The 26,524-nt window shown below is 40.6% G+C and carries 25 protein-coding genes and 1 tRNA gene; 17 read left to right on the top strand and 9 right to left on the bottom strand.

Annotated elements, in window-relative coordinates:
• Positions 1-9: 9 nt before the first annotated feature.
• Positions 10-2,640 carry a Lon protease family protein gene (locus NDN13_RS01120; protein WP_251116830.1) on the bottom strand — a complete coding sequence of 877 codons (2,631 nt, stop codon included), beginning with the start codon at positions 2,638-2,640 and terminating at the stop codon, positions 10-12.
• Positions 2,641-2,826: 186 nt separating this feature from the next.
• Between NDN13_RS01120 and NDN13_RS01125 the strand changes: the two genes are divergently transcribed.
• From NDN13_RS01125 to rpmE, 4 genes are all read left to right on the top strand, one after another.
• On the top strand, positions 2,827-5,001 hold the full coding sequence (locus tag NDN13_RS01125) for an AmpG family muropeptide MFS transporter (protein WP_251116831.1): 2,175 nt from the start codon (positions 2,827-2,829) through the stop codon (positions 4,999-5,001).
• 2 nt (positions 5,002-5,003) lie between these two features.
• Positions 5,004-5,405, top strand: coding sequence for a lactoylglutathione lyase (gene gloA / locus NDN13_RS01130; RefSeq protein ID WP_251116832.1), 402 nt, complete (start codon positions 5,004-5,006; stop codon positions 5,403-5,405).
• Between the two features lie 137 nt (positions 5,406-5,542).
• On the top strand, positions 5,543-6,511 hold the full coding sequence (locus NDN13_RS01135; protein WP_251116833.1) for a bile acid:sodium symporter family protein: 969 nt from the start codon (positions 5,543-5,545) through the stop codon (positions 6,509-6,511).
• Positions 6,512-6,710: 199 nt separating this feature from the next.
• A complete protein-coding gene (gene rpmE / locus NDN13_RS01140; protein WP_004652835.1) occupies positions 6,711-6,935 on the top strand; it encodes a 50S ribosomal protein L31 in 225 nt (74 codons plus the stop codon).
• 89 nt (positions 6,936-7,024) lie between these two features.
• Here rpmE and NDN13_RS01145 read toward each other — a convergent pair whose 3' ends face one another.
• The 3 genes from NDN13_RS01145 to epmB are packed head-to-tail and all read right to left on the bottom strand — an operon-like array spanning position 7,025 to position 11,878.
• Complete coding sequence (locus NDN13_RS01145) at positions 7,025-9,112, bottom strand: EAL domain-containing protein (protein ID WP_251116834.1); 2,088 nt, start codon at positions 9,110-9,112, stop codon at positions 7,025-7,027.
• The gene (locus NDN13_RS01150; RefSeq protein ID WP_251116835.1) at positions 9,094-10,848 is read right to left on the bottom strand and encodes a cyclic-di-GMP receptor FimW-related protein; all 1,755 of its coding nucleotides are present in this window, start codon (positions 10,846-10,848) and stop codon (positions 9,094-9,096) included. The genes NDN13_RS01145 and NDN13_RS01150 overlap by 19 nt, the downstream gene beginning before the upstream one ends.
• Positions 10,849-10,861: 13 nt before the next feature.
• Complete coding sequence (epmB, locus tag NDN13_RS01155) at positions 10,862-11,878, bottom strand: EF-P beta-lysylation protein EpmB (RefSeq protein WP_251116836.1); 1,017 nt, start codon at positions 11,876-11,878, stop codon at positions 10,862-10,864.
• Positions 11,879-12,232: 354 nt separating this feature from the next.
• Here epmB and efp point away from each other — a divergent pair, with 354 nt between their 5' ends.
• The 8 genes from efp (at position 12,233) to NDN13_RS01195 (ending at position 20,662) form a co-directional block, all read left to right on the top strand.
• Positions 12,233-12,802, top strand: coding sequence for an elongation factor P (gene efp, locus NDN13_RS01160; protein WP_005271812.1), 570 nt, complete (start codon positions 12,233-12,235; stop codon positions 12,800-12,802).
• Positions 12,803-13,162: 360 nt separating this feature from the next.
• A complete protein-coding gene (locus NDN13_RS01165; protein ID WP_251116837.1) occupies positions 13,163-15,265 on the top strand; it encodes a carbon starvation CstA family protein in 2,103 nt (700 codons plus the stop codon).
• Positions 15,266-15,267: 2 nt separating this feature from the next.
• On the top strand, positions 15,268-15,570 hold the full coding sequence (locus NDN13_RS01170) for a YbdD/YjiX family protein (RefSeq protein ID WP_004770453.1): 303 nt from the start codon (positions 15,268-15,270) through the stop codon (positions 15,568-15,570).
• A gap of 78 nt (positions 15,571-15,648) precedes the next feature.
• Entirely contained in the window at positions 15,649-16,608 is a 960-nt protein-coding gene (locus NDN13_RS01175; RefSeq protein WP_251116838.1) for an AAA family ATPase, read from the top strand.
• 13 nt (positions 16,609-16,621) lie between these two features.
• Positions 16,622-17,539 carry a DUF58 domain-containing protein gene (locus tag NDN13_RS01180; RefSeq protein ID WP_251116839.1) on the top strand — a complete coding sequence of 306 codons (918 nt, stop codon included), beginning with the start codon at positions 16,622-16,624 and terminating at the stop codon, positions 17,537-17,539.
• Between the two features lie 2 nt (positions 17,540-17,541).
• Positions 17,542-19,527 carry a transglutaminase TgpA family protein gene (locus NDN13_RS01185; RefSeq protein ID WP_251118140.1) on the top strand — a complete coding sequence of 662 codons (1,986 nt, stop codon included), beginning with the start codon at positions 17,542-17,544 and terminating at the stop codon, positions 19,525-19,527.
• Between the two features lie 35 nt (positions 19,528-19,562).
• Positions 19,563-19,639 (top strand) — tRNA-Val (locus NDN13_RS01190).
• Between the two features lie 150 nt (positions 19,640-19,789).
• The gene (locus tag NDN13_RS01195; RefSeq protein ID WP_251116840.1) at positions 19,790-20,662 is read left to right on the top strand and encodes a hypothetical protein; all 873 of its coding nucleotides are present in this window, start codon (positions 19,790-19,792) and stop codon (positions 20,660-20,662) included.
• A gap of 30 nt (positions 20,663-20,692) precedes the next feature.
• Here the strand turns inward: NDN13_RS01195 and NDN13_RS01200 are convergent, their stop codons facing one another.
• From NDN13_RS01200 to NDN13_RS01220, 5 genes are all read right to left on the bottom strand, one after another.
• On the bottom strand, positions 20,693-21,829 hold the full coding sequence (locus NDN13_RS01200; protein ID WP_251116841.1) for a phage integrase Arm DNA-binding domain-containing protein: 1,137 nt from the start codon (positions 21,827-21,829) through the stop codon (positions 20,693-20,695).
• A 452-nt stretch (positions 21,830-22,281) separates the two neighbouring features.
• Positions 22,282-22,488, bottom strand: coding sequence for a hypothetical protein (locus tag NDN13_RS01205; protein WP_251116842.1), 207 nt, complete (start codon positions 22,486-22,488; stop codon positions 22,282-22,284).
• Positions 22,485-23,606, bottom strand: a complete 1,122-nt coding sequence (locus NDN13_RS01210) for an ATP-binding protein (RefSeq protein ID WP_251116843.1) — start codon at positions 23,604-23,606, stop codon at positions 22,485-22,487. Before NDN13_RS01210 ends, NDN13_RS01205 begins: the two co-directional genes overlap by 4 nt.
• Before the next feature lie 2 nt (positions 23,607-23,608).
• Positions 23,609-24,073 carry a hypothetical protein gene (locus NDN13_RS01215; RefSeq protein ID WP_251116844.1) on the bottom strand — a complete coding sequence of 155 codons (465 nt, stop codon included), beginning with the start codon at positions 24,071-24,073 and terminating at the stop codon, positions 23,609-23,611.
• Between the two features lie 188 nt (positions 24,074-24,261).
• Positions 24,262-24,963, bottom strand: a complete 702-nt coding sequence (locus NDN13_RS01220; protein ID WP_251116845.1) for a LexA family protein — start codon at positions 24,961-24,963, stop codon at positions 24,262-24,264.
• A gap of 140 nt (positions 24,964-25,103) precedes the next feature.
• Between NDN13_RS01220 and NDN13_RS01225 the strand changes: the two genes are divergently transcribed.
• Genes NDN13_RS01225 through NDN13_RS01245 form a run of 5 tightly spaced genes read left to right on the top strand, consistent with a single transcriptional unit; the run spans position 25,104 to position 26,522 of the window.
• Positions 25,104-25,307: a transcriptional regulator gene (locus NDN13_RS01225; protein ID WP_251118141.1), complete on the top strand. Its 204-nt coding sequence runs from the start codon at positions 25,104-25,106 to the stop codon at positions 25,305-25,307.
• Positions 25,295-25,603, top strand: coding sequence for a hypothetical protein (locus NDN13_RS01230; RefSeq protein ID WP_251116846.1), 309 nt, complete (start codon positions 25,295-25,297; stop codon positions 25,601-25,603). Before NDN13_RS01225 ends, NDN13_RS01230 begins: the two co-directional genes overlap by 13 nt.
• 18 nt (positions 25,604-25,621) lie before the next feature.
• Positions 25,622-25,882: a hypothetical protein gene (locus NDN13_RS01235; RefSeq protein WP_251116847.1), complete on the top strand. Its 261-nt coding sequence runs from the start codon at positions 25,622-25,624 to the stop codon at positions 25,880-25,882.
• Positions 25,879-26,175, top strand: a complete 297-nt coding sequence (locus NDN13_RS01240) for a hypothetical protein (RefSeq protein ID WP_251116848.1) — start codon at positions 25,879-25,881, stop codon at positions 26,173-26,175. The genes NDN13_RS01235 and NDN13_RS01240 overlap by 4 nt, the downstream gene beginning before the upstream one ends.
• The gene (locus NDN13_RS01245; protein WP_251116849.1) at positions 26,172-26,522 is read left to right on the top strand and encodes a hypothetical protein; all 351 of its coding nucleotides are present in this window, start codon (positions 26,172-26,174) and stop codon (positions 26,520-26,522) included. The genes NDN13_RS01240 and NDN13_RS01245 overlap by 4 nt, the downstream gene beginning before the upstream one ends.
• Positions 26,523-26,524: the final 2 nt, after the last annotated feature.

Below are 26,524 nucleotides of genomic sequence, written 5' to 3' on the forward strand. Positions count from 1 at the left end.
TCTTTAACTTTATTTTCGTTTCTTTTTGCTGAGGGATTTTAAGCTCTTTGCTTCAACCGCAGTCTCTTCGGAGGTTTTTGCTGCAAGCTCATCTTTCTTGGTCTTTTTACGCTTTTTCTTTTTCTTTGGCTCATCATCTTCAACAGCTTCGCCGTCTTCAATCGCTTGCCAATACTCAAGTTGCTCCATTACTGCTGCATAAATTGAGTTCTTGCTATAACGGCCTTTTTTGTCAAGTGTTCCGACTGGACGTGCCATTAAGATTTCTAAGGCTTGATCAATGGTATCAATCGCATGAACATGGAATTGACCTGCTTGCACGGCGTCACTCACATCTTGGCGTAACATCAAGTGCTGCATGTTTTGACGCGGAATGATGACCCCTTGTTTGCCAGTTAAGCCTTGTAATTTACATGCATCGTAGAAGCCTTCAATTTTGGCATTGACGCCGCCAATCGGCTGCACCTGACCCAACTGGTTCATCGAGCCAGTGATTGCCCAAGACTGATCAATTGGGATTTGGCAGATCGCAGAGATTAACGCTGAAAGTTCTGCAACCGTAGCGCTGTCACCATCGACTTGTCCATAACTTTGTTCAAAGGCCAAAGCAGCAGAGAAGTGTAGTATTTGCTCACGACCAAAATGGGCTTTCAAGAAGCTTGACATCAGCAAGACGCCTTTGGCGTGCAGGGAGCCACCAAGTTCAACACTGCGCTCGATATCCAAAATGTCGCCGCCGCCTTGATACACAGATGCAGTCAGACGAGAAGGCAGACCAAACTCAACATCGGCATAGTGAATGACAGAGAGGGCATTGATTTGACCAAGTCGGTGTCCTGAGGTCTCAATCAGTTGAGTACCACGTGATAGATCCTGCCAATACAACTCACGTAAATAGCCTAAGCGATATTGACGATGATGTAAGGCTTGGTTGACATGTTGATCAGTCACAATCTTGTCATCGGCTTTAAATGCATGATGATGCGCTTCACGAATGAGATCACCGAGGGTGGACGCATGCAGCGATAATGAACTCTGGTCTTCAGCCTGACGACTTGAATCAGTCAACAAAGCTGCAAGCGCAGAGCGATCAAAAGGCAGGAGTTTGTCTGCTTGCACATAATCGGCAATCAGCTGCATATAGGCCTGCTCATTACTGTCATTACGTTGTAATGTATCGGTAAAGTCGGCACGGATTTTAAAGACGCTGCCCAGTTCAGGTTCGACTTCCAAAATTTCATAATAAATTTCAGGTTCTGCCAATAAAACCACTTTAATATCAAGTGGAACAGAAGCTGGCTCTATAGAAATGCTTCCAGTTAAGGTTAGCATGTGTTCCAGTGATGAAAGCTTGAGCTGCCCAGATTTTAAAGCACGTTTTAGACCTTGCCATGCATAAGGCTGTTCCAGTAACTGTTCTGCTTCCAGCATGAGAAAGCCACCATTGGCTTGATGTAAAGAGCCTGGGCGAATTAATGTGAAATCAGTGGTAATGGTGCCGTTATGTGTCAATTGCTCAACATGACCCAATAGGTTGTAATGGGTTGGAAAGTCTTCGAAAATAACGGGAGCGCCGCTATTCGGTTTATTGGCAACAATGACATTGGCCTGATAGCGTGAAGGTACACGGTTAAATAAAGCAGGAGTGAAGTCATCTTCTTCTTGCTCTAAAATCAGCTCAACATTATCAATAATGTCTTCAGCATAGTGTTTTAGGAACAAATCTAAGCCTTTCACCTCTTTGTTTTTGTTTAATAGTGACTCAACACGTGGCATGACCACTTGAGTGGCAATATCACGATTCAAACTTGATACTTGGTCGCGGGCATCATCTTCCAAATCGCCTAGATGCAGGCCCAAGCGTTCGAGTTTTTTCTCCATATAGCGAATATTAGAATTAATTTCTGTACGCTCTTTGGTTGGTAATGCATTCAGATCATTTGGGCTTAACTCGTGATATTCATCATCACGTAATTGCATGGGAATAAACACATGCTTGTCATTGCGAGAAACCAACTTTAGATCAAGTCCTTCACCTTCTTTGGTGAGCTCAACCAAAGCTTGTTGCTGCACATCGCCAGTATCCTGACGAATACGTTCAATACGGTTGTGATAACTTTCTGCGCTAAAGCGGCGTTCGAGTTGTTTTAAAATGATTTGCCATGCTTGTTGTAAGGCATTTTGAAACTTGCTGCCTTGTCCCGCAGGGAAGCGTAGCGCAATCGGTTGTCTTGGATTTTTAAAGTTATTGACGTAGACCCAGTCGTTTGGCGTCGGCATGGTTTTGGCGTGTTGCTGGAGTAAACGCTTGATCATTGTTCGTTTACCAAGGCCAGCTGTACCGACAGCAAAAATGTTATAGCCTGAGTAAGGGAGTGAGATCCCTGCTTCAACAGAAGCGCGCGCTCGGTCTTGCCCCAAAAAATTATTGAGCGGTTTGATTCGTTTGGTTGAACTCGGAATTTCTGCGAGATCTGGAATATGTGTCAGTTGATCGGCACGTAATGCGGTTTTAATCAGTGTTGCTTGTATGTCCGTCTGCTCAAAGGCACTAGGTAAAGAATTTATATTTGCGGTGATAGTGTTTGTTGGTGTTAAAGATAAAGTTGTTGCAGTCATCTGATCGAGTTTTTGGGTCACTGTTGCTATCCAACAAATAAACTAAAGTTGAGTAATTAAAGGTATACAGTTTTAGCCCCAAAGATCAAGCGAACTTGTGTTTTTTATCGACAAAACAAAAGAATGGTTGCATAAAGCAACTTGCAAGCAAGGGCAAGAAACGATTGAATAAGCACATTCGCGAATGTTCATGGAAAATAATAACCAATGACAACTCAAGCCTCTGGTTGGGCGTCGGCATTTAAAGCATTTTTAGATCGCCGTGCGCTGATTATGTTATTTCTTGGTTTCTCTGCGGGGATTCCAATTTTATTGATTTTTTCTAGCTTATCGCTATGGCTAGGTGAGGCTGGTATTGATAAAAGTGCGGTCACTTTTTTTAGTTGGGCTGCGTTAGGTTATTCCTTTAAATTTGTTTGGGCGCCATTAATTGATGAATTACCCGTCCCATTTTTAACCAAGAGTTTAGGTCGTCGTCGTGCCTGGTTGCTGATAGCGCAATGTTTGATTATCTGTGCAATTTGTATCATGGCTTTTTCAGATCCAGCCCTTGGGCGAAGCTATTTAATTCAAATGGCTTTTGGTGCAGTATTGCTGGGCTTCTCCGCTGCAACACAAGATATTGTGATTGACGCTTACCGTATTGAGCTGGCTGAGACTGAAATGCAAACGGTTTTGGCCTCAACTTATAATGCTGGTTATCGTATCGGGATGATCGTGGCGGGTGCGGGGGCTCTGTTTTTGGCAGCGTATCTTGGAACAGCCAAAGGCAATTATATCTACGAAGCTTGGAAATATACCTATTTAACCATGGCCGCAGTGATGGTGGTGGGGATTATCACCACCTTATGTGTGCGTGAGCCACAAGTCAATCGTGTGTATAAGCATTATAAAACCACAGATTACTACCGTTTAGTGTTTGTGTTTTTTATCGCGGTTGCAACGTTTGTGGTTAGCTATATTTATTCAGGTAACATTACTGAAGCCATTGCCAAGGCAGCGGCAATTAAAGACACAGCTGCATTATTTGGTTTAGAAGCGCTGCGCTTTTTAACTGCAACCGCAACTGCCTTATTGATCGGTTTTGGGCTGGTCAAAATGGGTGTTGTCAATCAGCAAATGGCGAAAGAAACATGGGTCGCACCCATTCTGGATTTCTTTAAACGCTATGGGGTGAAACTGGCATTAGTTTTATTACTTTTGATTGGTTTCTTCCGGATCTCTGACATTATTGCAGGGGTAATTTCCAATGTGTTCTATCAAGATCTAAATTTTAGTAAGGAACAGATTGCTGAAGCTGTTAAAATTTACGGTGTAATATTTAGCTTGGTTGGCGGCTTCTTGGGAGGTTTGCTTGCCCAGCGTATGAACATTATGAAACTCATGTTTGTGGGTGCTGTATTAGCAAGCTCAACCAATTTGATCTTTATCGGGCTGGTTAAATCTGGTAAACCACTGGACCAAGTTGAAGTTCAAGTAGGTGATCAGCATTATCAAGTGCAGACCGACGAGGTGGGATATTGGAAGTTGCAAGTCCCAAATGAAGTTTTAGCTAAAGCAAATACGGTTCAGGTCAGTACTCAATATCAAAACCAAGCAGACTCTAAGACTCAGTTTGAAGTTCCTTATTTGGTGAATGCCCAACACGCCCAGATTCAACTGCTACCAATGAGTGGTGATGATCAACTCACACCGAAAGAGTTAAAACAAAGTCTGGTAATCAAAGGTCAGTTAGCTGGGGTAAAAGCAGAGCAACTCAATGCAGAACGTCCTGTTGTTTTAACATTAGATGGGCAGGAGTTTGTAGCGAAAGTGGATCAAAATGGCTTATTCACAGGTGTGATTGATGGCAAAATTCTGCAAGCATCACCGACCAAGACCATTACCGCTTTTGCTAATTTAAACAACAATACGGGCAATGAATTGTTGGCAACTCGACAATATCGTGTCGATACAGGATCTCATGCAGAGACGGATCTAAATGTAGATATTCAACCGATTGCTGTAATTGACCCAGCTCAGCAAGGTAGCATCGAGCTTTCTGGTAAAGTGATTAAAAGCTATAGTTCATTATGGTTATATTTTGCCATTATTGTCGATAATTTAGCCTCAGGTTTGGCTGGTGCGGCATTTATTGCCTTTTTATCGAGTTTAACCAGCGTATCATTTACCGCAGTTCAATATGCGATTTTCAGTTCATTAATGACTTTAACACCAAAATTATTGGGTGGTTATTCAGGAACGATTGTCAGCAATATCGGTTATCCGAATTTCTTTTTAATGACGACTTTAATTGGTATTCCAATTTTAGTTTTAGTGGTCTGGGTGGCAAAACTGTTACGCGATCATGAAAAACAAACAACTCAACAGACAGGTGAATAACTATGCGCATGTTACATACGATGCTACGAGTAGGTAATTTAGAACAATCTTTGAAGTTCTACACTGAGGTACTTGGTATGAAATTGCTACGCCAACGTGATTACGAAGAAGGGCGTTTTACCTTGGCTTTTGTGGGTTATGGTGATGAAGAAAACAATACTGTACTCGAGCTCACGCATAACTGGGACACAGTCAGCTATGATTTAGGTAATGCCTATGGTCATATCGCCATTGGTGTAGATGATGCTTATAAAGCATGTGAAGAAATCAAAGCACGTGGTGGAAAAGTCGTACGTGAAGCAGGTCCAATGAAAGGTGGTGTTACAGTGATTGCCTTTGTTGAAGATCCAGATGGTTATAAAGTTGAATTGATTCAACAGGATCAAAACGCACGTAATAATTAATCTTTGGTCTATTGAGTCCAAGATTTCTAATCTAAAGCCCTAGCTTTATTTATATAGCCCAGTATGATGAGTCGATCAAATGGTCAACAACATCATATTGGGCTTTATAATTTTTAGTGAATAGGTAAGGATAAGTTATGTTGAAGCTATTGGCATTGGACCGCTTTACACTATTATTAGTTGCAATGGTGGCACTGGCGACTTTCTTGCCAGTCTCGGGGCAGATTGCACATTATTTTAATATCCTCACGACAGTCGCGATTGCTGTGCTGTTCTTTTTACATGGCGCCAAGTTATCACGTGAAGCCGTGGTTGAGGGGATGCTGCATTGGAAAATGCACGCTTTAGTCTTCGCCTTTACTTTTTTGATTTTCCCTGCAATCGGGTTGCTGGCTAAACCTGTGTTGGAACCAATGTTAGGACAGCAACTGTATTGGGGCTTCCTGTTTATGTGCTTCTTGCCATCAACAGTACAATCCTCTATTGCATTTACCTCGATGGCCAAGGGAAATGTAGCTGCTGCAGTCTGTAGTGCTTCCTTTTCTAATATTATCGGGATGTTCATTACCCCGATTTTAGTGAGTTATTTTATCTTAGGCCAAAGTCAACATGGCTTTGATCCAACCAAATCAATTGTTCAAATCACTTTGTTATTGTTGGTTCCTTTTATTCTGGGTCAACTACTTCGACCTTATGTTTTCCCGTATATGGTTAAAGTGCCAAGTATCGTCAAAGCGTTTGATCAGGGATCAATCTTAATGGTGGTCTATGGGGCATTCAGTAGTGCGGTGGTGGCCGGTTTGTGGCATCAAGTCAGTGGTTTAACCTTGTTGTATCTAGTGCTGGCCTGTTCGGTGTTATTGACTATCGTGATGCTGCTTGCTTTGTATATTCCTAAGTGGTTGGGCTTTAATCATGCTGATCAAGTCACCATCTTCTTCTGTAGCTCCAAGAAAACCTTGGCGAGCGGAGTGCCAATGGCACAAATTCTGTTCATTGGACAGCCATTAGGGATGATTGTGCTGCCGATTATGATTTTTCATCAAATCCAGTTGATGGTCTGTGGCATGATTGCTAACCATTGGTCAAAATCAAATCAGGAATAGTTCGCAAAATTAAATTTTTTGGCGTATAATGCTCGCCACTTGTTGGCTTTGCTCTGACCGTTAGCGTCTCGGTGGGTCAAAAGAAATGGTCTGTTGTGGTGTTGATCTGCAAGTGTGAAAACACTTTGCTTTCCTCAAATTGAGAGTGATCAATTGCGATAACAGCTTAAGCCTTTCTTACTAAATAGGAGCATCGACTATGCGCGCCGATATTCACCCTAAATATGAAAAATTAGTTGCTACTTGTTCATGTGGTAACGTAATCGAAACTCGTTCTGCTCTTGGTAAAGAAACGATTTACCTTGACGTATGTTCAGCTTGCCACCCATTCTATACTGGTAAACAAAAGAATGTGGATACAGGCGGCCGTATCGACAAATTCAAACAACGTTTCTCTGGTATGTCACGTTCTATCAAACGTTAATATCAAGAAAGAAAAAAACGGGCATTTTGCCCGTTTTTTTGTGCCTATATTTTTATCGATAATGTATATAGACCGTGATGTACAAGACCTTATTGGTCTTGTACATCGGTTAGGCGATCAAGCTTTTTCTGGAAGTAGTTTCCTTGCAAGAAGCGCGCTTCTACATTCCATGCATTGGCAAACAAGTTCATGTCGTTCAGTTCCATCAAGAAAATTTCCACTGGTTTTTGGCCAATAAAATGCAGGATTTTTTCTTGTAAGCTTGCCATGTCTTTTTCAGAGGCAAGCATTTTGGTCAATTTGCCATGTAGACTTAAATATTGGGCATCAATCTGTTGCAGCATCGAGTCACTATAGAGTGAATCGCCAAAACCACGAATCGAAACCTCTGCACCATGCTGACGCAGCAGGGCAATTTGTGGCTGTGCTTGTGACAGGTTCTGTTGCAGTGCTTGTTCAGAAAATTGCAGAATTAATGGGTGTGCTTGTTTACTGCCGATAATAGTGAGTAATTTGGCAACCAATTCTGGCAATTTTTTATCATTCAATAACACGTGATGATTGAGGTTTACAATTAGTTTAGCCTTCGGATATTGAGTAATAAAGTTATGCAATTGCTTGCAGGCTTCTACCAAAATCCAGCGGTCTAGTTGAACTGATAATTCAACATCATCTTTAAGATCAGCCAGATCACTTAAGTCTTGCCATTGATTGTTATAGATAAAGCCGCCAGAAACCTCATAAGTATGCGTATGCTGATCTTGTTTATCATAAAGCTGCTGATATTTAAGATGGATATCACCTGCATCCAGTTTTTGTTTAAGCTCTTGTAACAGGCTCAACTGGACTTTTGTTGGAATGTGCTCGGTTGTTAAACCAATATCAGTATCAATTTTAGGGCTATTGAATACTGGTAAGGTCGCAGTGAATGCTTTGCTTAGGACTTGCTCAAAAACCGCTTCATCCGGAATGGCTTGTGCAAGCTCGTAATAACCCAATTTAAGATGCAAAGGGAAGGTATGTTGAGCGGTTGCTAACAGTTGTGGTTTCTGCAAGCTATTTAAACCGATCAGCAGTGAATTTAAAACATTCTTGGATTCAGCTTGAAACAATGCAACGTAGAGAGTGTTATCGACTTGATAAACAGGAACGCTGACTTGTTCTTTGATAAAGTTTTGGATATTGGCAAAATACGCTTTGGTGCTACGCCAATCACTTTGAAAAACCTCATTTGGACAACTGCTCAGGCTAAACAGCACAACGGCATTGGCATTGGCTGGATGATTGGTCAGCTGTCGATTAATCTGTTGTAAAGCGCTATTTAAATTGGATACTTTCTCAGATGAAACGACAGTTGCAGGTGCTGCAGTTACTTGTGATGATCCACACTCAATATTGAGTTGAATTTCTTCTTCATTGCCTGATGGTAAAAATTCAATGTGCAATGGATTATTTTTTACCGTTGGATTTTGAGTGCGCAACTCAAAACGTCCTTGCTCGAACTGGCCTTGAGAAATCTTTTTAAAGCGCAGTTTAAATTGAGCTAAATCTTCTGGTTGCAATACATCTAGGATCGGTAAGCCAATCAGTTCATCTTCACTCGCAAATCCAAATAGGTTCGCATATTCAGTATTGGCACTGAGATGAATCCCTTCTTGTAAAATCGCAACAGCTTTATGCGTCTCGGCCACTAAGGATTGAGCTTGCGTTTGTGCTGCTTCAAGCTCATTGAGCAAGCGGTGTTCAGCTTGAACCAGACGACTATAAGACAATGCACGGATCATGCTGATATAGAACGTTTCAGGTACTTTGAGATTCAAAACATCATAAATGCCTTTATGAATATAGGTTTGATATTGATCAGCATTGTAGTCATCAGGTTCCAGTAACAACACAGGTAAGCTTGGCAGTGATGAAGCTTGAATCAAAGATAGGGTTTGTTCGATTTTTAAGTCATAAGCACGACCAAAAATCACAATATCCCAGGGTAAATTTAACTGTTTTTCAAATGTTTTAAGATCATCTAATAACGTTGCCTTGATTTGATGATCCTGTGCATTGAATATCGCTGCAATCTGATTATAACGAAGTTGGTTATCATCGATAATCAGTAAACGGGTCTCTGTCCGTTTGAGTTTTTTAGAGAGTAAAGAATTTCTCACTTCAATGCTTCCCATAAATCTTGATCAATTGTGTCCATATTTTTTTGTGCCATATATCTTTGAAGAACCGGAAGTTCCTCATCATTTAGCAGTTCAAACTCAAATTGAACAAAACTCTGGGTAATTAATTGTGCGTTTAATAAATACACTTTGACTTCCTCTTTCCCCAATCTTAAATGAACAGCTTGGTGTTCTCTAAAAATTTGTGAACCTGGTAAAATTAAAGTTGTTTTTGTTTCATCCAGATTTTGGTTTTTTAATAAAAGTGTTGGATGATAATTGCTAATATGTCGGTCAGCCTGTATGCGAACAGCACAAGGGAAGATCTCTTGTGCCAATACTTCTAAACCGAGTTCCAGACTTTTTTCGCTTGATTGTTTAAGCCAACGAATTACGCCTCCACGCCAATGCCCATGTGATGTTTCTTTGACTAAAATATATTCGCCTGTTCTTAGATTTTTGGGTGCTTCTCCTGACCATTTAATTCGATAACCATTGACACTAATATCTAGAATATCGGCTTGATAAACGGCTTTACTTTCACGACTTAAACGTTGAATCGCAGACTCTTGGTTGTCAGAGGCGCTTTTTTTGTCCCAAGCAGACATAAATTTTGATTCATTTTGTAGACCATAACTATGATCTAGCAATAAAGTCTCTGCGAAATTCTTGGCTTTAGAGAGATAGAAGTGCGCAGTCAGTAAACCAAAGCAAATATGCAGTTGCGCTGAGTATTCATAACGCTCATGACGGCGTTCTGCAGTAGTACCTAAAATAGTTTGTACATGGAATTTAAGTGCAGGGGTTAAATAAATTTTTTCATTCTTTGAAATATATTCCGCATTTTTGTGTAGGGTTGCCGTGACATGATCGAGTAGGCTATGTGTACTGATAAAAATGTTTGGATTAAAGCCAGAGCTTTGTTTTTTATTATAAATGGGTGGATGGTCTTTGCTGGTATCTACAACATACTTGGTTAAATCAGTTTCTTTAGCCAAGATTTGGACCATTTTGGCCCAGTCAAAACTACATTGGAACAGCGCCTGTATTTCAGATTGACGAATTTGATTGGTATTAAAAATATCCATCAAAATCAGCTGAGCATAGGCCTGAGTAATATTGGTAATTGAACTTGGCTTACCTTGAGACTGATCCAAATTGGTATGCTGATATTTATGTGTCACTGCCGCATCATAGAGCTGATGGGCAATTAACCACTGTCCTGCAACAGGTTCGCTATACAACATATGCTGTTGATAGAGTAATTGGGTGAGTTGCTGCAAAGATTGGAAGGTGGCAAGTGTTCTTGCAGTTTGCAGATTTTTCTTTTGATTCAGTGCGAAAATAGAAAACTTTTGCTGATCGAGCTGATCATTGCTACGACGTACGATATTGATGTAAATCGCTGCAAAGTAACAACGTAATAGCATTGCCAATTCGATGATATGTTCATTACGGTCAGAGCTGATCACACCCTGATTAAAAAAGTTCTTTTCCAGACTTCCCAAAACATTTTCAATGGTTGGGTGCAGAACCTGGATTAAATCGAATCTTAAAGTTTCAGAACATTCTAATTCACTGAGTTCTAATAAAGCAGCAAACAGTGCTTTGGAGGTATCGCCTAATTGCATGATGGATAGGTTGGAAATCCATTCATTCAGGCTTTTTGAATTGGTATCGCAAAAACTCAGTTTGTCTCGTCTTAAGACCGTTGGAATTTGAAAAATATCCGAAAAAGCATTATTCATCATTGTGTTATCAATCTCAGAACGTTTGAACCCCAAAAAGCGGTGTTTTATTTTTTTCGCCCGCAATTTCCCTGACGAGTTTTGGGACGAGATATCCGGGTAAACTCGCTAATACATCACTGTATATTTGATCTATCTCTGAAGATCTTAAATCAAAATGCTGAGCACCTTTGACTTTATCTAAAACATGAAGGTAATAGGGCATTACTCGTGCGTCAAATAAACGGTGACTCAAGTCATTTAAAGTTTCTGCAGCATCATTCACACCTTTGAGTAAAACCGCCTGATTGAGCACGGTAATATGGTGAAGTGATAACTGTAATAACTTTGAGCAAGTGAAATCATCGAGTTCAGCTGCGTGATTTGAGTGTACCACTACTACAATGCGTAGCCTACTGTTTTTTAATATAGAAATCAGCTCTTCATCAATACGATTCGGGATTACAATCGGAACTCGTGAATGAATTCTCAGTATCTTGATCTGAGGGAGAGATGCTAGACGTTCTAGCCACAACGAAATTTTTCGGTTGTTCAGCGTCAGCGGATCACCGCCACTTAAAATCACTTCATTGATTTGCGGATTTTGCTCAATATATTGCTTGATATTGATCCAGTCGTCATTTTTAGGCAGATTCTCCTGATAGGGAAAATGACGACGGAAACAGTAGCGACAGTGAATGGCACAGGCACCTGTTAAGGTCAGCAAAAAACGTGATTGATACTTGTGTAAAACCCCAGCCATTTGATTGGCTGCTTCTTCGCCTAGCGGGTCGGTAACAAATTCAGGATGTTGTTCCAGTTCTAGATGATGTGGTAAGACTTGCAGTAGCAGAGGGTCGAATGGATCACCAACGCTCATTTTTCCGACGAATGCGCGCGGGACGCGCAATTTAAACTGTTCAGAGGCGAGGATTGCCCCTGATAATAGTTGATCGGTAGATAACTCAAGCAGATTTAACAGCTCTAAAGGATCAGTAATTAGATCACTGAGTTGTGATTGCCAGTTTTGCTCTTGATGTAAATAGTTTATCATGCCATACGTAAAAATAGTGTTAGCCGCAGCTGTGTGCCTAGTCTAGCATTGGGGCTTGTTTAACGTTCATATATGAATTGCGTTATCGGTTAAAATTTAATCATGCGAGGCGTGAAACGCAGGGAATGGCTATTCCCTTGCCAAGTTTCATAACGAAGTATGAGGAAATTTTAGCCATAACCCTACGGGACAGGGAGATTTTTTGTAGCTACTGCGTTATGTATGGTTCATTTAGAATAACTAAATTTCACCATCCATGCCTTGTATCGTCGAAAAAATCTCCTCTGTCGCAACCAAATATGAATGTTAAACAAGCCCATAAGATTTGATTTTTAAGTTTGGAGTGCGCCTTTCATGGCCTATTATTCTACAAATGATTTTAAAGCAGGCCTTAAGGTTATGCTTGATGGCAACCCATGTTCAATCATGGAAAATGAATATGTAAAACCAGGTAAGGGTCAAGCATTTAACCGTGTGAAATTACGTAACCTTCGCTCTGGTAAAGTATTAGAAAAAACTTTCAAGTCAGGTGACTCTTTAGAAGCAGCTGATATTGTAGAAGTAGAAATGGATTACCTCTACAACGATGGCGAAATGTGGAACTTCATGGATCCTGTATCTTTTGAGCAAATCGCTGCTGATAAAACAGCTATGGGTGATGCTTCGAAATGGTTAAAAGACGATTCTAATGAAAAATGTACGATCATGTTATTCAATGGCGTACCTTTGACTGTAAGCCCACCGAACTTCGTTGTGCTCAAAATTGTTGAGACTGATCCAGGTGTACGTGGTGATACTTCTGGCGGTGGCGGTAAGCCTGCGAAACTTGAAACAGGTGCAGTTGTACGTGTTCCATTGTTCGTACAGCAAGAAGAAAGTGTTCGTGTAGACACGCGTACTGGTGACTACCTAGAACGTGCATAATTGTGAATGAGTGGCAGAGCTACTCAAGACATACAATTATCGAAGGGATGATTAAACAATCATCCCTTTTTTTATGCCAAAGTATTAGATAAATAATTGAAGCTAGAAGGTAAACTTACAAAGATATTTCTTCTACAGAAAATATGGAAAGGGAAATCTAATAGGGTTTGTTGACATTTTTTGTTGCCACTGCATTATCTTGCGTAGCTGTAATCGCTACTCATTATTTAGAATAGCTAAATTGCATAAAACATGCCTTGTGCCATCTATAAAATGTCTTCTGTCGCAATGAGAGCTATCGCTCGTAAAGTGAAATATCAACAGACCCTAGCCACGCGTTATGTATTTGAGAGGTTTTGAATGGAGACAACACAAGCAAAGTCATCACTTCCCTCAAAACTCCTATGGAGTTTGGTTGCCATTGTTGGGGCAATTTCATTTGGGATATTGGCGGTTAGCCGTGGTGAGCATGTCAATGCAGTCTGGTTGGTTCTTGCTGCGGTCTGTGTATATAGCATTGCATATCGGTTCTACAGTTTATTTATTGCAAACAAAGTTTTTGAATTAAATCCTAAACGGTTAACTCCAGCACATCGCCTTGCCGATGGTCTGGATTATGTTCCGACCAATAAATTTGTTCTATTTGGTCATCACTTTGCCGCGATTGCCGGTGCAGGGCCGTTAGTTGGTCCAATTCTCGCAGCACAAATGGGTTACTTACCTGGGACGATCTGGCTTTTGGTCGGGGTAGTGATTGCAGGTGCGGTACAAGATTTTCTGGTTCTATTTATTTCAACACGTCGTGATGGTCGCTCTCTAGGCGAAATGGCCAAACAGGAATTGGGTACCTTTGCGGGTGTGATTGTGATGCTGGGTACGCTGGGGGTCATGATCATCATCCTTGCAGTACTGGCATTGGTCGTCGTCAAAGCATTGGCGCATAGCCCATGGGGTGTATTCAGTATTGCAGCCACCATTCCTATTGCATTATTCATGGGTATCTACATGCGTTATCTACGCCCAGGAAAAATTGCAGAGGTGTCGATTATCGGTTTTGTACTGATGATGGCGGCAATTGTGTATGGAGGTGATGTTGCAAAAGATCCCTATTGGGGGCAGTTATTTACCCTGAGTGGTACTCAATTGACATGGGCCTTAATTATTTATGGTTTTATCGCCTCTGTTTTACCGGTTTGGTTGTTATTAGCACCACGTGACTACTTATCAACCTTCCTTAAAATTGGTGTGATTGCAGGCTTGGCCATCGGGATTATCTTTGCGATGCCTGATTTGAAAATGCCAGCAGTAACCCATTTTGTTGATGGTACAGGTCCTGTATTTGCGGGTAGTTTATTTCCTTTCCTCTTTATTACCATTGCCTGTGGTGCGATTTCAGGCTTCCATGCCTTGGTTGCATCAGGAACGACACCTAAACTGGTCGATAACGAAGTCAATATTCGTATGATCGGTTATGGTGGTATGTTGATGGAATCATTCGTCGGCATCATGGCAATGATCTGTGCGACCGTGCTTGATCCAGGTATTTATTTTGCAATTAATGCACCAGCAGCAGTTTTAGGGACCTCGGTAGAGACCGCTGCAGAAGCAGTGCGAAATCTTGGTTTCGTGGTGAGTCCAGAAATGTTGACTTTACTGGCTCAGGAAGTCGGTGAGAGTTCAATCTTATCTCGTACAGGTGGTGCGCCTACATTTGCAATTGGTATGGCACATATCATTTCAGAGATTTTCAACAACCGCTCAATGATGGCATTCTGGTATCACTTTGCGATTCTGTTTGAAGCATTATTTATTCTAACTGCGGTAGATGCGGGTACACGTGCTTGTCGTTTCATGGTACAGGATACAGTAGGTATCGTGGTTCCAGCGATTAAACAATCGAGTTCATTCTTTGGGAACTTGGTTGGGACCTTTGTCGCGGTGGCAGGTTGGGGCTTCTTCGTCTATCAAGGTGTGGTTGACCCACTTGGTGGGATTAACTCATTGTGGCCGTTATTTGGTATTGGTAACCAGATTCTTGCCTCGATGGCCTTGATCTTAGGTACAGTCATTCTATTCAAGATGAAAAAAGAGAAGTATGTTTGGGTCACCATTGTCCCGACGATTTTCTTGTTCATTACCTCAATGACAGCAGGCTGGCAAAAGATTTTCCATGAAAATCCAAAAATCGGCTTCCTCGCACAAGCGAATCGTTTTTCGGATGCAATTGCGCGTGGCGAGGTGCTTGCACCAGCCAAAACCATTGCTGAAATGCAAACCATTGTGATGTCGAATCAGATCAATGCGGCACTGTGTGGCTTCTTTATGATTGTTGCGATTGTAATGGTGATTGCTTCTATAGGCATTATTCGCAGAGCATTGGCGAGTCCTACACCAACAGTGAACGAGGCACCAGCCGTTTATTCAGAAACCCCGATGACGGCGAATAGCATCAAAGGAGAGTAGCGATGGATTTTAAAATTGCTCGACAAGGCAGTGCGGTGATTGTGAAAATTATTAAATTCACCATCATGTCGCAAAAACATTTGCTTTTATCACCGAAAAATTGGTCACGGATTGCAGTGTTATGGCAACGTTTGCAGCAGAGTTTTCGTCTAATGGTGGGTGTGCCTGATTACGAAACTTATGTACAGCATATGAAAGCGCATCATCCTGATCTAACCCCGATGGATGCCAAGACTTTTTATCGTCATTGTATCGATGCGCGTTATCCTTCAGCGGGCGGTAATATGAAAAAATGTCCTTGCTAGAAATCATTTGATTTCGTTGAAAAAAAACCAAAACAGTGTATGTTGAAACATGCACTGTTTTATTTTGGGGATAAAATTATGTGGGGCACGGATCAGGCTTCAATTCAAGACAAAAAACGACAAAACCAAGCATTAGAACAAGATATTAAAAGCTTTGGTCAAAAGATTGAACACTTTTTAATTGAAGTGAATCAGCTGATTTTAGATAAGCCACAACAAACCAAACTGGCTTTGACCTGTCTATTGGCTGGTGGACATGTATTGTTTGAAGATCTACCTGGATTAGGGAAAACCACCTTAGCCAGTGCCTTGGCTCGGTTGGCTGGATTACATTTTCAGCGCATTCAATTTACCAATGATATGTTGGCCAGCGACGTCATCGGCATCAATATTTTTAATCAGAAAGAACATATATTTGAATTTAAGCAAGGTCCTGTTTTTACCCAAATCCTCCTCGCAGATGAAATTAACCGCTGTAGTCCCAAAACTCAAAGTGCTTTGTTGGAAGCGATGGAAGAAGGAGCTGTTACGGTAGATGGCGTGCATTATGAATTGCCACAACCTTTCTGGGTGTTGGCGACGCAAAACCCGCTCTTTCAAAGTGGCACTTATGCATTGCCAGAGTCTCAACTAGACCGCTTTTTGATGCGATTGTCATTGGGTTATCCATCTCGTCAAGCAGAAAAATTACTGTTACAACAAAGCTCACGCCAAGTCCTGATCCATCAATTAGATGCTGTGTTTAACCAAGCCGATATTTTACATTTACGTGAATTGGCAAAACAGATTTTCCTCAGTGACGCTGTACTCAATTATATTTTAGACTTGGCTGCTGAAACACGTAAGCAACGTCATGGCCTATCAACACGCGGGGTGTTAGCACTGAAATCCGCAGCACAAGCTTATGCGTTGGTTGAAGGGCGTAGTTTTGTGACCACGGATGATGTGCAGACCGTATTTGTCGCTGTTGCAGCGCATCGTCTCAGTCTAGGCGAAGTTGAGGTAAAACAACTGTTGCAGTCGGTTGAAGCTGTATAAGTGAGTACAGACTATGCAAGCTGGACTTAAACAACAGGTCAATCAATGGATCGCAAAACGTTTCCAAGTGGATCGCAGTAAAACCCTGCGACAAAAGGACGTTTTGGTTTTTATCTATAAACAAGGTTTTCTATATCTGGTCCTGATTCTAATTACCTTTATTGCTGGAATTAACTATGCCAATAATCTGATTTTAGGGTTTTGCTTTTTAATCAGTGCCATTCTGTGCATTAGTTTTTATCTGACCTTTAAGCAATTACATGATTTACAAATTGATGTTGTGGTACCTGAGGTCGGGCAGCTTGATCAAGCTCTCAGTTTAAAGCTGTTGTTTAAACAATCGGTTGCTTCTGCACGTTATCTAAGAATCCAGTGGCAAACTCAAGAGCAATTGGTTTTTATTGATCAAACTCAACACAGTGTTGAACTAGCAGTTATGCCAGACAAACGAGGTTTGTATGCATTTGAGACCCTTAAAATCTATTCTACTTATCCTCTTGGTTTAGTCCGTGCTTGGACGTATTTATCGCCAAAACAAACAGTCTGGATTGCACCCAAAGCCTATGATTGGCAAAAAGAACATAAAAACCAGCCGACTTCTGCTCAAGATAGTCTAGATGAGTTCAAAGAACTTCGCGGCTTTCAACACGGAGATTCCTATCAGAATGTGGCGTGGAAACAAGTTGCACGCGGGCAGGGTTTTTTAATCAAAATGTTTGAAGCTCAAGTTAATCATCAACATCTGGAGATTGATTATCAACAGATTCCCGCACTAGGCCACGAAGAAAAATTAAGCTTTATGATGGGTTTGGTCGAGCAATGTGAACAGTTAGGTGATGATTATGCACTTATTTTGCCGCATACACGCTTGGAAAGCGGACAGGGACAATCTCAGTTAATTCAGGCAAAACTTTTATTGGCGCAGGCATAATGATGACTAAACAAATCTATTTCTGTGTTTTAGCTGTCTTGGCGCTCGTATTACTTGGGCAAACCGCTTTTGCACCTGCTGCTTTAACGGGATTATGGGCGGTAGTTTGGCTGCTCTTGGTTCGGAGATATCGTAAACAGAGCTGGGCAGCTTTTCCGAAATGGTTTTTGGTGATCTTTATTCTATTGTCTTTAGGTGTCGTTTATCTCAATTATCAAACCATCCTTGGAGTAGAAGCGGGCGTCGCCTTTTTAAGTACCTGTTTATTTGCCAAATGTTTAGAAGCGAAAAACACCCGAGATTTATTAATCATTTTTAATTTTGCCTTGTTCGTCAGTGCGAGTCTGTTATTACATAGCCAAGCGTTTTGGATGGCGTTGATTGTATTTACAGCCTTCGTGATGTGTTTATTGGGTTTGTATCGCATACAGACGGGATTATTTAATCAAACGAAACTATCATCCAATCAATTTAAACAAGATGTGAAGCAAATTTTTAAATTTGTAGGCATTGCAATACCTTTCTTTCTGATCTTATTTATTTTTTTCCCACGCTTACCGCCACTGTGGGCAGTTCCAATTCAGACTAATCAAGCCACGACTGGGATTAGTGACCGGATGTCGCCGGGGGATATTGCACAATTATCACAATCTTCAGCCTTGGCGTTTAGAGTTGTGGCGAATATGTCGCAGTTTCCAAGTCGACCAGAACTGTACTGGCGAGCTTTAGTCTTAGATCAATATGATGGAGCCACATGGACCAGCAGCTTTTTTAATCAACAAATTAAAAATGTGCAGTCTACCCAAAGAAGCGTACCTTATCAATATTTAGCGGCGGATGAGCAAGCCAACTGGATTATGGGTTTGGAATACTCGATTCCGCAAGAACGTTATTTGCAGTTGTATCAAGACAATAGTATTCGTCCTACTAAATTGGTTAAACGCAATGTACCTATACAGATGTTGTGGTTGGGTCGGTTACCAGCCGAAGCGGTAGTCTTGTTACCGCGCCAACTGGAGTTGAATCTTAAATTTGACCCGGATCGAGATGCAAAAGCCCAGCAATTGGCGCATATGCTTTTTGAACAAAGTCAAAAGCAACCTGAAAAGTATTTACAGTCCGTTCTTGCTTGGTATAGAAAAAATGGCTTTGTTTATACCCTAGCACCGGGGATATTGGGTGGTGATCGTATTGATCAGTTCTTGTTTTCCAGCCGCAAGGGCTTTTGCGAGCATTATGCGTCTAGCTTTGTGATGCTGATGCGTTATGCAGGTATTCCAGCACGCGTAGTGACTGGCTATCAAGGCGGACAACTGGCACCTGATGGACAAAGTTGGGAAGTTCGCCAACTGGATGCACACGCCTGGAGTGAAGTCTATCTCAATGGGAAATGGCAAAGAATAGATCCAACCGCAATGATTGCACCGCAACGAATTGATACGGGCATGCAGGATTATTTGGCACAAGATCAAACTGTATGGGGAGATGAAAGTAAGGCTTGGCAACTACAACAATTTAAATTTCTAAAAAATATGCGGATTTGGAGTGATTATCTAAGTTATCAATGGCAAAGCAAAGTTGTCGGTTATGATGCAGAGAAACAGAAAAACTGGTTGTCTCGCTTAGGACTGGATTCAAGTTATGCATATGCGATTGTTTTGATTGTTGGTGTATTCGCTATTTTGATGGTCTATGTGGGGATTTATTGGTGGCGACAAAGACGGCAACAAGCTGATTATCAAAGAGCTGTACTTAAGTTTCAGAAGCAACTACCTAGAAATTTGCATAAGCAACACGCAGAGACTTTTCAAGTATGGATGCAGCGTTTGGCAAGTCAGTTTGAAAACAAACAGGTGTTCGAACAAGCAATTGTGTTATATCAACAAATTGTTTTTTTAGAGCAGCAAGATGGTGCAAATATTGAAGAATTTAAGCGCTTGCTTAAAGACTGTGCGATTGCACTGAAACAGTCACAAAAAAACTTGTGAAGCTGATAAAAAATGAATATGATGCTTCTCATTCTAGGTGTATAGCTCAGTTGGTTAGAGCGCTACGTTGACATCGTAGAGGTCTCCAGTTCGAGTCTGGATATACCTACCAAAATTTACGCTTTATCAGCGATTTATAACCCACTTCAAAAGGTGGGTTTTTCTTTTAGTGGCTATTTAGGGGTATTTTCGGGGAACTAATTCACGCTCTTATAACGATAAGTTAGAATATAAAATTGGAATACAAAAATAAGGAGTAGATATGGTAAATGATTTTTCGATGGATGATGCAACTCAAGCTTTAGAAGATTGGGCAGAGAGTCAACTTATTGCTGAAAATTTAAAATACAAAAAAAGGAAAGACAAATATTCAACTCTTTATTTTTTTCAGTATTTGAATGCTTTGTCAAAATTAACGGCAATTAAGCCACGTACAGTAAGTTTATCTAGTAGTTTTGCTGTGTCGGATGAGAATCAAGCTGGTTTCGTTAATCTTGTTGCTTGTATTGAAAGTGGTGGAGATATCAATCCATACCAGAATAAAACAACAATTCAAGGCAACTTTTTAGATGGAATGTACAATGATTTCGGTATTAAGCATTTTCATCTGGGGGCGCAACAAGAAAATGGGTCAGATTATATTGAGCGCACTGGAGAAGTTGCCTTAGCAATAATAACGGACGATGAGGTTTTCTTCATCATCTCTAAAATGCATGGAATAGGTTTTGAAGATGTTTGGTATGAACCTGATGTTTTGGAGATACTTCACTCTGAACGACCTGATCTAATTGAACATTCAAAAGTTGAATATTTAGAAATAAAGGGTGATCCAACTACTGTTCATGAAATTAAATCATTTAGAGATATTGGAGCGATTAAACCAATTATCCTTCAAGATGGTACCGCTTATGAACCATATAATGGTGGGAAATCTATAAGCGGCCATCCTTATGAACATACTGTTTTGTATACTTATAATATTAGATTGATTCAAAAAGAAGCTGACGATATTTTAGCACCTTTCAAAAACGATACTTCTAAAACGGCAACTTTGAAAGTCTTAAAATTAGCCGTAGATTATAATAACCGTGTAACTGGTGTTGAGTTTAAATTAGAAGTTGATGATGGCAAATAGTTTGAGTATTTAATACTCAAACTATTAGTGTTATCGGAAACTTACCTTTTGCGGCTTTGGTTCTTCATGGCCTTGTAAGTAGTGATCAGTCATTTTCTCAGTTGCATGGCCTGCCAAAGCTTGGGCATATGGTTTGCCATATTTCTCAGTAATATTAAAAATACCGAGTGCTCGAAGGTCATGGAATGACGGTCTTTGTCTTGGTTCTAAATGGTCACATGCTCCAGACAAATCGCGGTATTTTTGAAATTGCTTTGTTAAGTGGTCCTCAGTCACTGCATAAGGGTGTGGCTTTGCAATCCGGTTGTGTTCAGTAATTCGCTCAGGCCGTGTTGCTATCAAATGGGGGCAATTTAAACGGAATGAATTTGCAATACATTTGACAACTGTCTCTGCCAACTCTGGATGCATATCAACCTCAATATAGATCGGCTTGTCATAGTTGAGTGATTTATGCTGCAGCACTGTAAATGTATTTTCTTTCACATTAACCGCCGTGCGTAACAGCATTACCAAATCGCCACGGCGCTGAATAGAATGCAAAGCCAAATCAATAGCAAGTTTTAGCCACTCTGGGCAAACTGCATAAATCAGTGCCAGCATCTCATTACTTAAACGTTGACGTATTTTTTTAGGACGTATTGGTTTAAGTGTTTTTTCAGCAATGTTTTCAGTTGCCCAGCCATTTGCTACAAAGTATTTAAAAATATCGATCAACAAAGACCGATGCTTTTCAGCTTGGTAAGGTGTTTGTTCTTTTAAATAAGTGGCCAACATATTCAAAGTCATTTCAGCGCAACTTAGGTCACCCCATTTTTCAATGTACTTGTCGCAATTAGCGTTAATAATTTCCATTGTGGATACAGCATAAGTTTTCTCAGTTAATCGTAGATCGAGAAATTCTTTTAAGCCATTCTCAAAAGTTGGGATGTTATTCTCAACTTTGCGATTTACTTCAAGGATTTTTGAAACTATATCAGGGTGTCGTTTAAGCGCCGCATTCAAAGCCATAGCAGCAATAATTGCTTCGTTACGATCTTTACCAAGTGATTTACGTTGTCCGTTTGGCAGAACATAACGGAAGTAAGTAGTACCATTGGCCTTTTTATCTGTTTCAACATGGGGTGGGAGGTCTAAACTCCCTTTGCCCCTTGGTCGTGGTGTCATGTTAAATCTCAGCTAAAATTCTATCGGCTATAGAGTTCCCTGTGACTGGAGGTGATTGCAGTGCAATCTTTGGTGTCTCGCTACTGTAAAATAGTGGAGCGCCCCATGTTGTGCATTCAACATACCAGTGGGTCCCGATCTTTTTCCCGCTTAACCAACCTCGCTCAATGTGACTTACTAACGTTGCACGGCATGGGCGTGAATCTTCGTCGCTCCAGTAATTTTTAGCGAAGATTGCGAGTTTTATGCGTTTAATATTGCTAGACATATATCCTCCAATCGTAGGGTATTAATTATTAAATTTTTGGTGCACGGGGTTTACTCCCAGCAATAACTACACGAGCGACATTCTGCTTGTAGGCCTGAACCACTATGACTACAACCAAATGAAACTTGGCTACTACTACACTTTGGACAAATTAGATTAGAACTAAATTCGATAGATAAAATTTTCATGCTGCCACCTCTTCAATAATTTCCCATTCTCCAAACGCACCTAAATAACCAGACTTGGAAATTGAGGTTGTAATCTCTTGCCCATCATCACAAACAACTTTCATTCGATCTGCATCAATACGTGTTGCCTGGTAAACAACATCGAGTTGAAGATTTGAAGGCAAACCAATGTCACCATTGACTGTTTTAATTCTTACTTTCATGACTTAACACCTTCTTTGGCCATCTTTTCGATATCTTCCTTAACGGCGTTAAGGGTTTTAATTTCTATTTGCAGAAGGCTATCAATACCCAAATGTTCGCAGACTGTTTTAGTATCCAGACCACGCTCATCAATAAAGCTTAATAGTTGATCACGTTGATCAGTCGAGATGCCTTGGAACTCAGGTTGACCAATCCACTTGTTTTGATTCTTATCAAATGTGCACCCAAGTTCTTTAGATCGGGCAAGCATGATCTGGCGCATGTTCTGGTAATACATATGATCTTTGATTAATGACTCGGTGAGCTGGTTTAAATCGCCAGCATGCTCAGCTTCAGCACAGCTTTGTTGCCAGTTTGTGAGATCCTCAACAGCTTTAGTCAATGCAAGTTGTTCAGGCGTGAGCGTGTTGATATGGTCCTTAGCAGCCTTAATCAGATCAGCAAGGAATGTTGGATTAGCTTTGAGATCTGGTACCCAAACTTCACCAGTCTCACCGCCTAATGCACCAGAGTTTTTTGCATGGTGAGTAGGCGATGGCTTGAAGCTGATAACACGAGCATTTTTACCTTCGCCAGTGGTAACAGTTGTTAGATAACCCATGATGTCTGCAATGCGGTAAAGCTCATTACGGTTTTTACCACCTAAATCTGGACGATAGATAACTTGATCGCCGTTTTGATCTTCTGAGGCGTGGGCAATGAATACAACGTCTTTGCCAAGACTGATCAGAGTATTGATGTATTGCTTAAAGGTTTGATTAGCCAAGCCCTGAGCTTTTAATTTAAGTGCACCATCTTTCTGACGATTGTTTGCAGTTAAGAGTAGGTGAGTCTTAATGCTTTCAAGCATTGCCCCAACAGTATCGATTACCACGGTGTTATATGCCGCCAAATCACTTGGAGTTAGATCAGCAACATCTTTCCATTGCTGAACCTGAACTACCGCACCACGGCGTAGTTCACCGGTACGATGAGAACCACGGTCAAAGTCGAATGAAATTGCCTTGTCCGCCGTAAAGCCCATAGAAGTTTTACCAAGACCGGGATCGGCGTAGATGTAGGTGATGATTGCATTAACTTGTAAAGGTTGATCAGCACTAATGATATTGATAGCCATGATTACACCCCCTCAACCATTTTGTTTTTAACAACGTGAGCGGTAATGATCGAGATCATGTTTCGGATATCATCAGAATTGGTGAAGTCGCCGTAATTGTTGCCGTTTGCATCAAATACTTGGTCAACTGCTAGGTTCTTGATATCGATCGCAGTGAAGTCACCACCAAGTTGGCCATTGGAATCTTGGAAAGAATCAAAATCGAAACTGGTGTAGACACGGAAGCCATCAAGGTTGACCACAGCGGTACCAGTTGAATCAGAAGTGATTTGAACAGCTAGAACGCCGTAATCAGATTTGGTGTTATCAAAGCTGTAAATCGATGCTTCAGGCTGCGGTTGAGAGTGAGTTAGCTTGGTACCAATTAAAGCAGTACCGCTAATTACACCAGTGGCTAATGCCCATGAAGTGAGCATTACTTTACCGAACTGGAAAGAAGGGTTGTTGTTAATAGCGATTTGTTTCATAATCTACCTCAAGTAAGTGAGAAGCCCTGTTCGCCGTCGTAAGTGTTCAGGGCTTTTTGCTGTCCATGAGAAAGATTATGCATATTTGCATTATTCTATGCAATATATTTTTATGCATATTTGCATTAATATTTTTTAAATGCATTAAAAAGCCCACTTAAAAAGCGGGCTATTTATTGGAGAACTTATTAACTATGTCTAGTTTTGGACCTTCTTCGCGATTTGTACATGTAGCGAATAGAATCGACAACCTCACCGATGAAAACGCAATTTTCATCCAAAGGTATAATGTTTGGTTTGAAATCTGGATTAAGTGCTTGTAAATAACGTGTATTGTCAGATTCAATAACTAACTTCTTAAATGTTGCTTCTTCAAATCTTCGCACAACAATAATATCACCTGATTGCATATCGCCATAATATACATCCGGATCTACCAGAATATAGTCACCTTCAAGGAAAACAGGACTGTTACTAACACCCTGAACTTTCAAATAAAAACAATTTGTGCATTCATCTGGAAGTGGCAACCATTCCTCAATCTGAGATAAATCTATAGCTTCTACATTCGTGAATTCACCAGCCTGAACCCAAGATAAGACGGGTGCTAATTTTGCATATCCAGATGTGAGATTAGAAGTGGATTTATTTTCAATAACTGTTCGACTGGTATCTTCTTTGCTTAAATCTTTCTCAAATAAATCACCAACTTCCACGCCTGCCCACTTCGCAAAAGGGGCTAAAGTTGTATACCTAGGATTTTTTGTTAAGCCATTTTGAATACGGAATAACGTTGATTGTTCAATCTCAGGGTGAATTTTCTCAAGTTTGGTTGGATTGGTATCAAACTTTTTTAATAAGTATTCGATATTCGACTGTAAAAAACTCATAAAAAATACCCCTCGGAATGCATTCCCATTTTATGCAAATAATCATAATTTGTTTAAAATAATTCACTTTTGCATTGACTATTATGCAAGTTTGCATAAAATGAAAGTGTGCATACCACAGGAGCTATTAAATGATGCCACTGACACTTCAAGAAAAGATTAATTATTTGCTAGCAAGAAATTACACCCAGCAATTCATTAGTGAAAAAAGTGGAATTGAGCAAAGTTCAGTATCAAGAATCAGCAAAGGGCTTCAACAAAGTGTGAAGTATGAAAAAGGGTGTGCCCTTGATGCTCTCGTTCAGCAGGAAAAAGAATTAGAGGTGAGTCAATGCAGAACTTAAGTAATGCAATCAAACCAGGTGAAAAGCTACTTGAGCCAATGACAACGCGTGTACCGGTTGAAGTTAAGCAGTTAGTAGATGATTTAGCAGATGGCAATCGAGCGAAATGGTTGAGAGAGGCCATAGATTTAAAGCTACAAATTGATTTAGGCCAATCATCAGTTGAAATGTTCAAAAAGGCAAAGAATACAAAGTATTCAAGCGAATACATGAATTTTCTAAAAAGTATTTTTTCTGTATTCCAGATAAGCAAAAAGCCCGAAATTGCAGTTCGAGCTTTGAGCAGTGTTCATTAATCTTAGGAACCAAAGAACATGACCAATATATCAAATCAAAACACGGTGGACAAGGGTAGTGAATTTCGCCCTGGTAACGCAGTAGTGATTAAAAAGGCAATTGAATTTGTGGATCGCTCATTCGACTCGGAAGAAATTTTTATGGTTTTAAAAGTTCAGCCCAGTGGAATCACGATTTTAACTGATGGGCAAATTTTAACGGTATCAAGTACTGAAATTCGTCTAGCTACAAGAGCAGAGCGTGAAGCAAAAAAGCGCTTGGTTCAGGAGGCTATATGACTAGCTTCACACAACAAATGAAGGATTCACGCCAACAAAGTGAAATCCAATCATTTCATGAGCCAGCTTTGCATTTGCTTGGTCATATTTTTGAACAAAAGAAACTTAGTTTACGCAGCAAAGGCTATGACGAAAACAACGCTGCTGTCTCTAAAGAAGAACTTATGCAAGCCATGGCGCATCACTTCAGGATAACTCAGTGGTTAGCTCAGCAGGTTATAGCAAGTCTTGTTAAGGCTGATTGTGTTCAAGCATTTGGTGGCTACATTAAGCCAAAGGATAGTGAAACATGAAAAAACTGAAAGCTAAAAAACAGGATATCACTGTTTCAGCTACTCCTATCGAAACAGCGATACCGCTTGAACAGCCAGTGAAAATCTATACGGCGAAAGAGCTTGCTGCTATGCCTTTAACTGTTATGAATGCAGCAATTGAGGCTCAAGAAAAATTTTACATGCTTGAAGAAACAACCCATATGGGGGGGCAAGCCATAAGTGTTCGCCGTCTTATGGAAGATGGGCATTTATTGATTCAAGTAAAAGAAAAGTCACGTACACGATACAAGATCAACAACGAGTTTATTCCACCAAGAATTATTCGTCAGCTTGCATACCGTGGTTTGGTAAAGCTAGAGGGTTAATT

This window comes from Acinetobacter sp. C32I (genome assembly GCF_023702715.1).
Taxonomy (GTDB): Bacteria; Pseudomonadota; Gammaproteobacteria; order Pseudomonadales; family Moraxellaceae; genus Acinetobacter.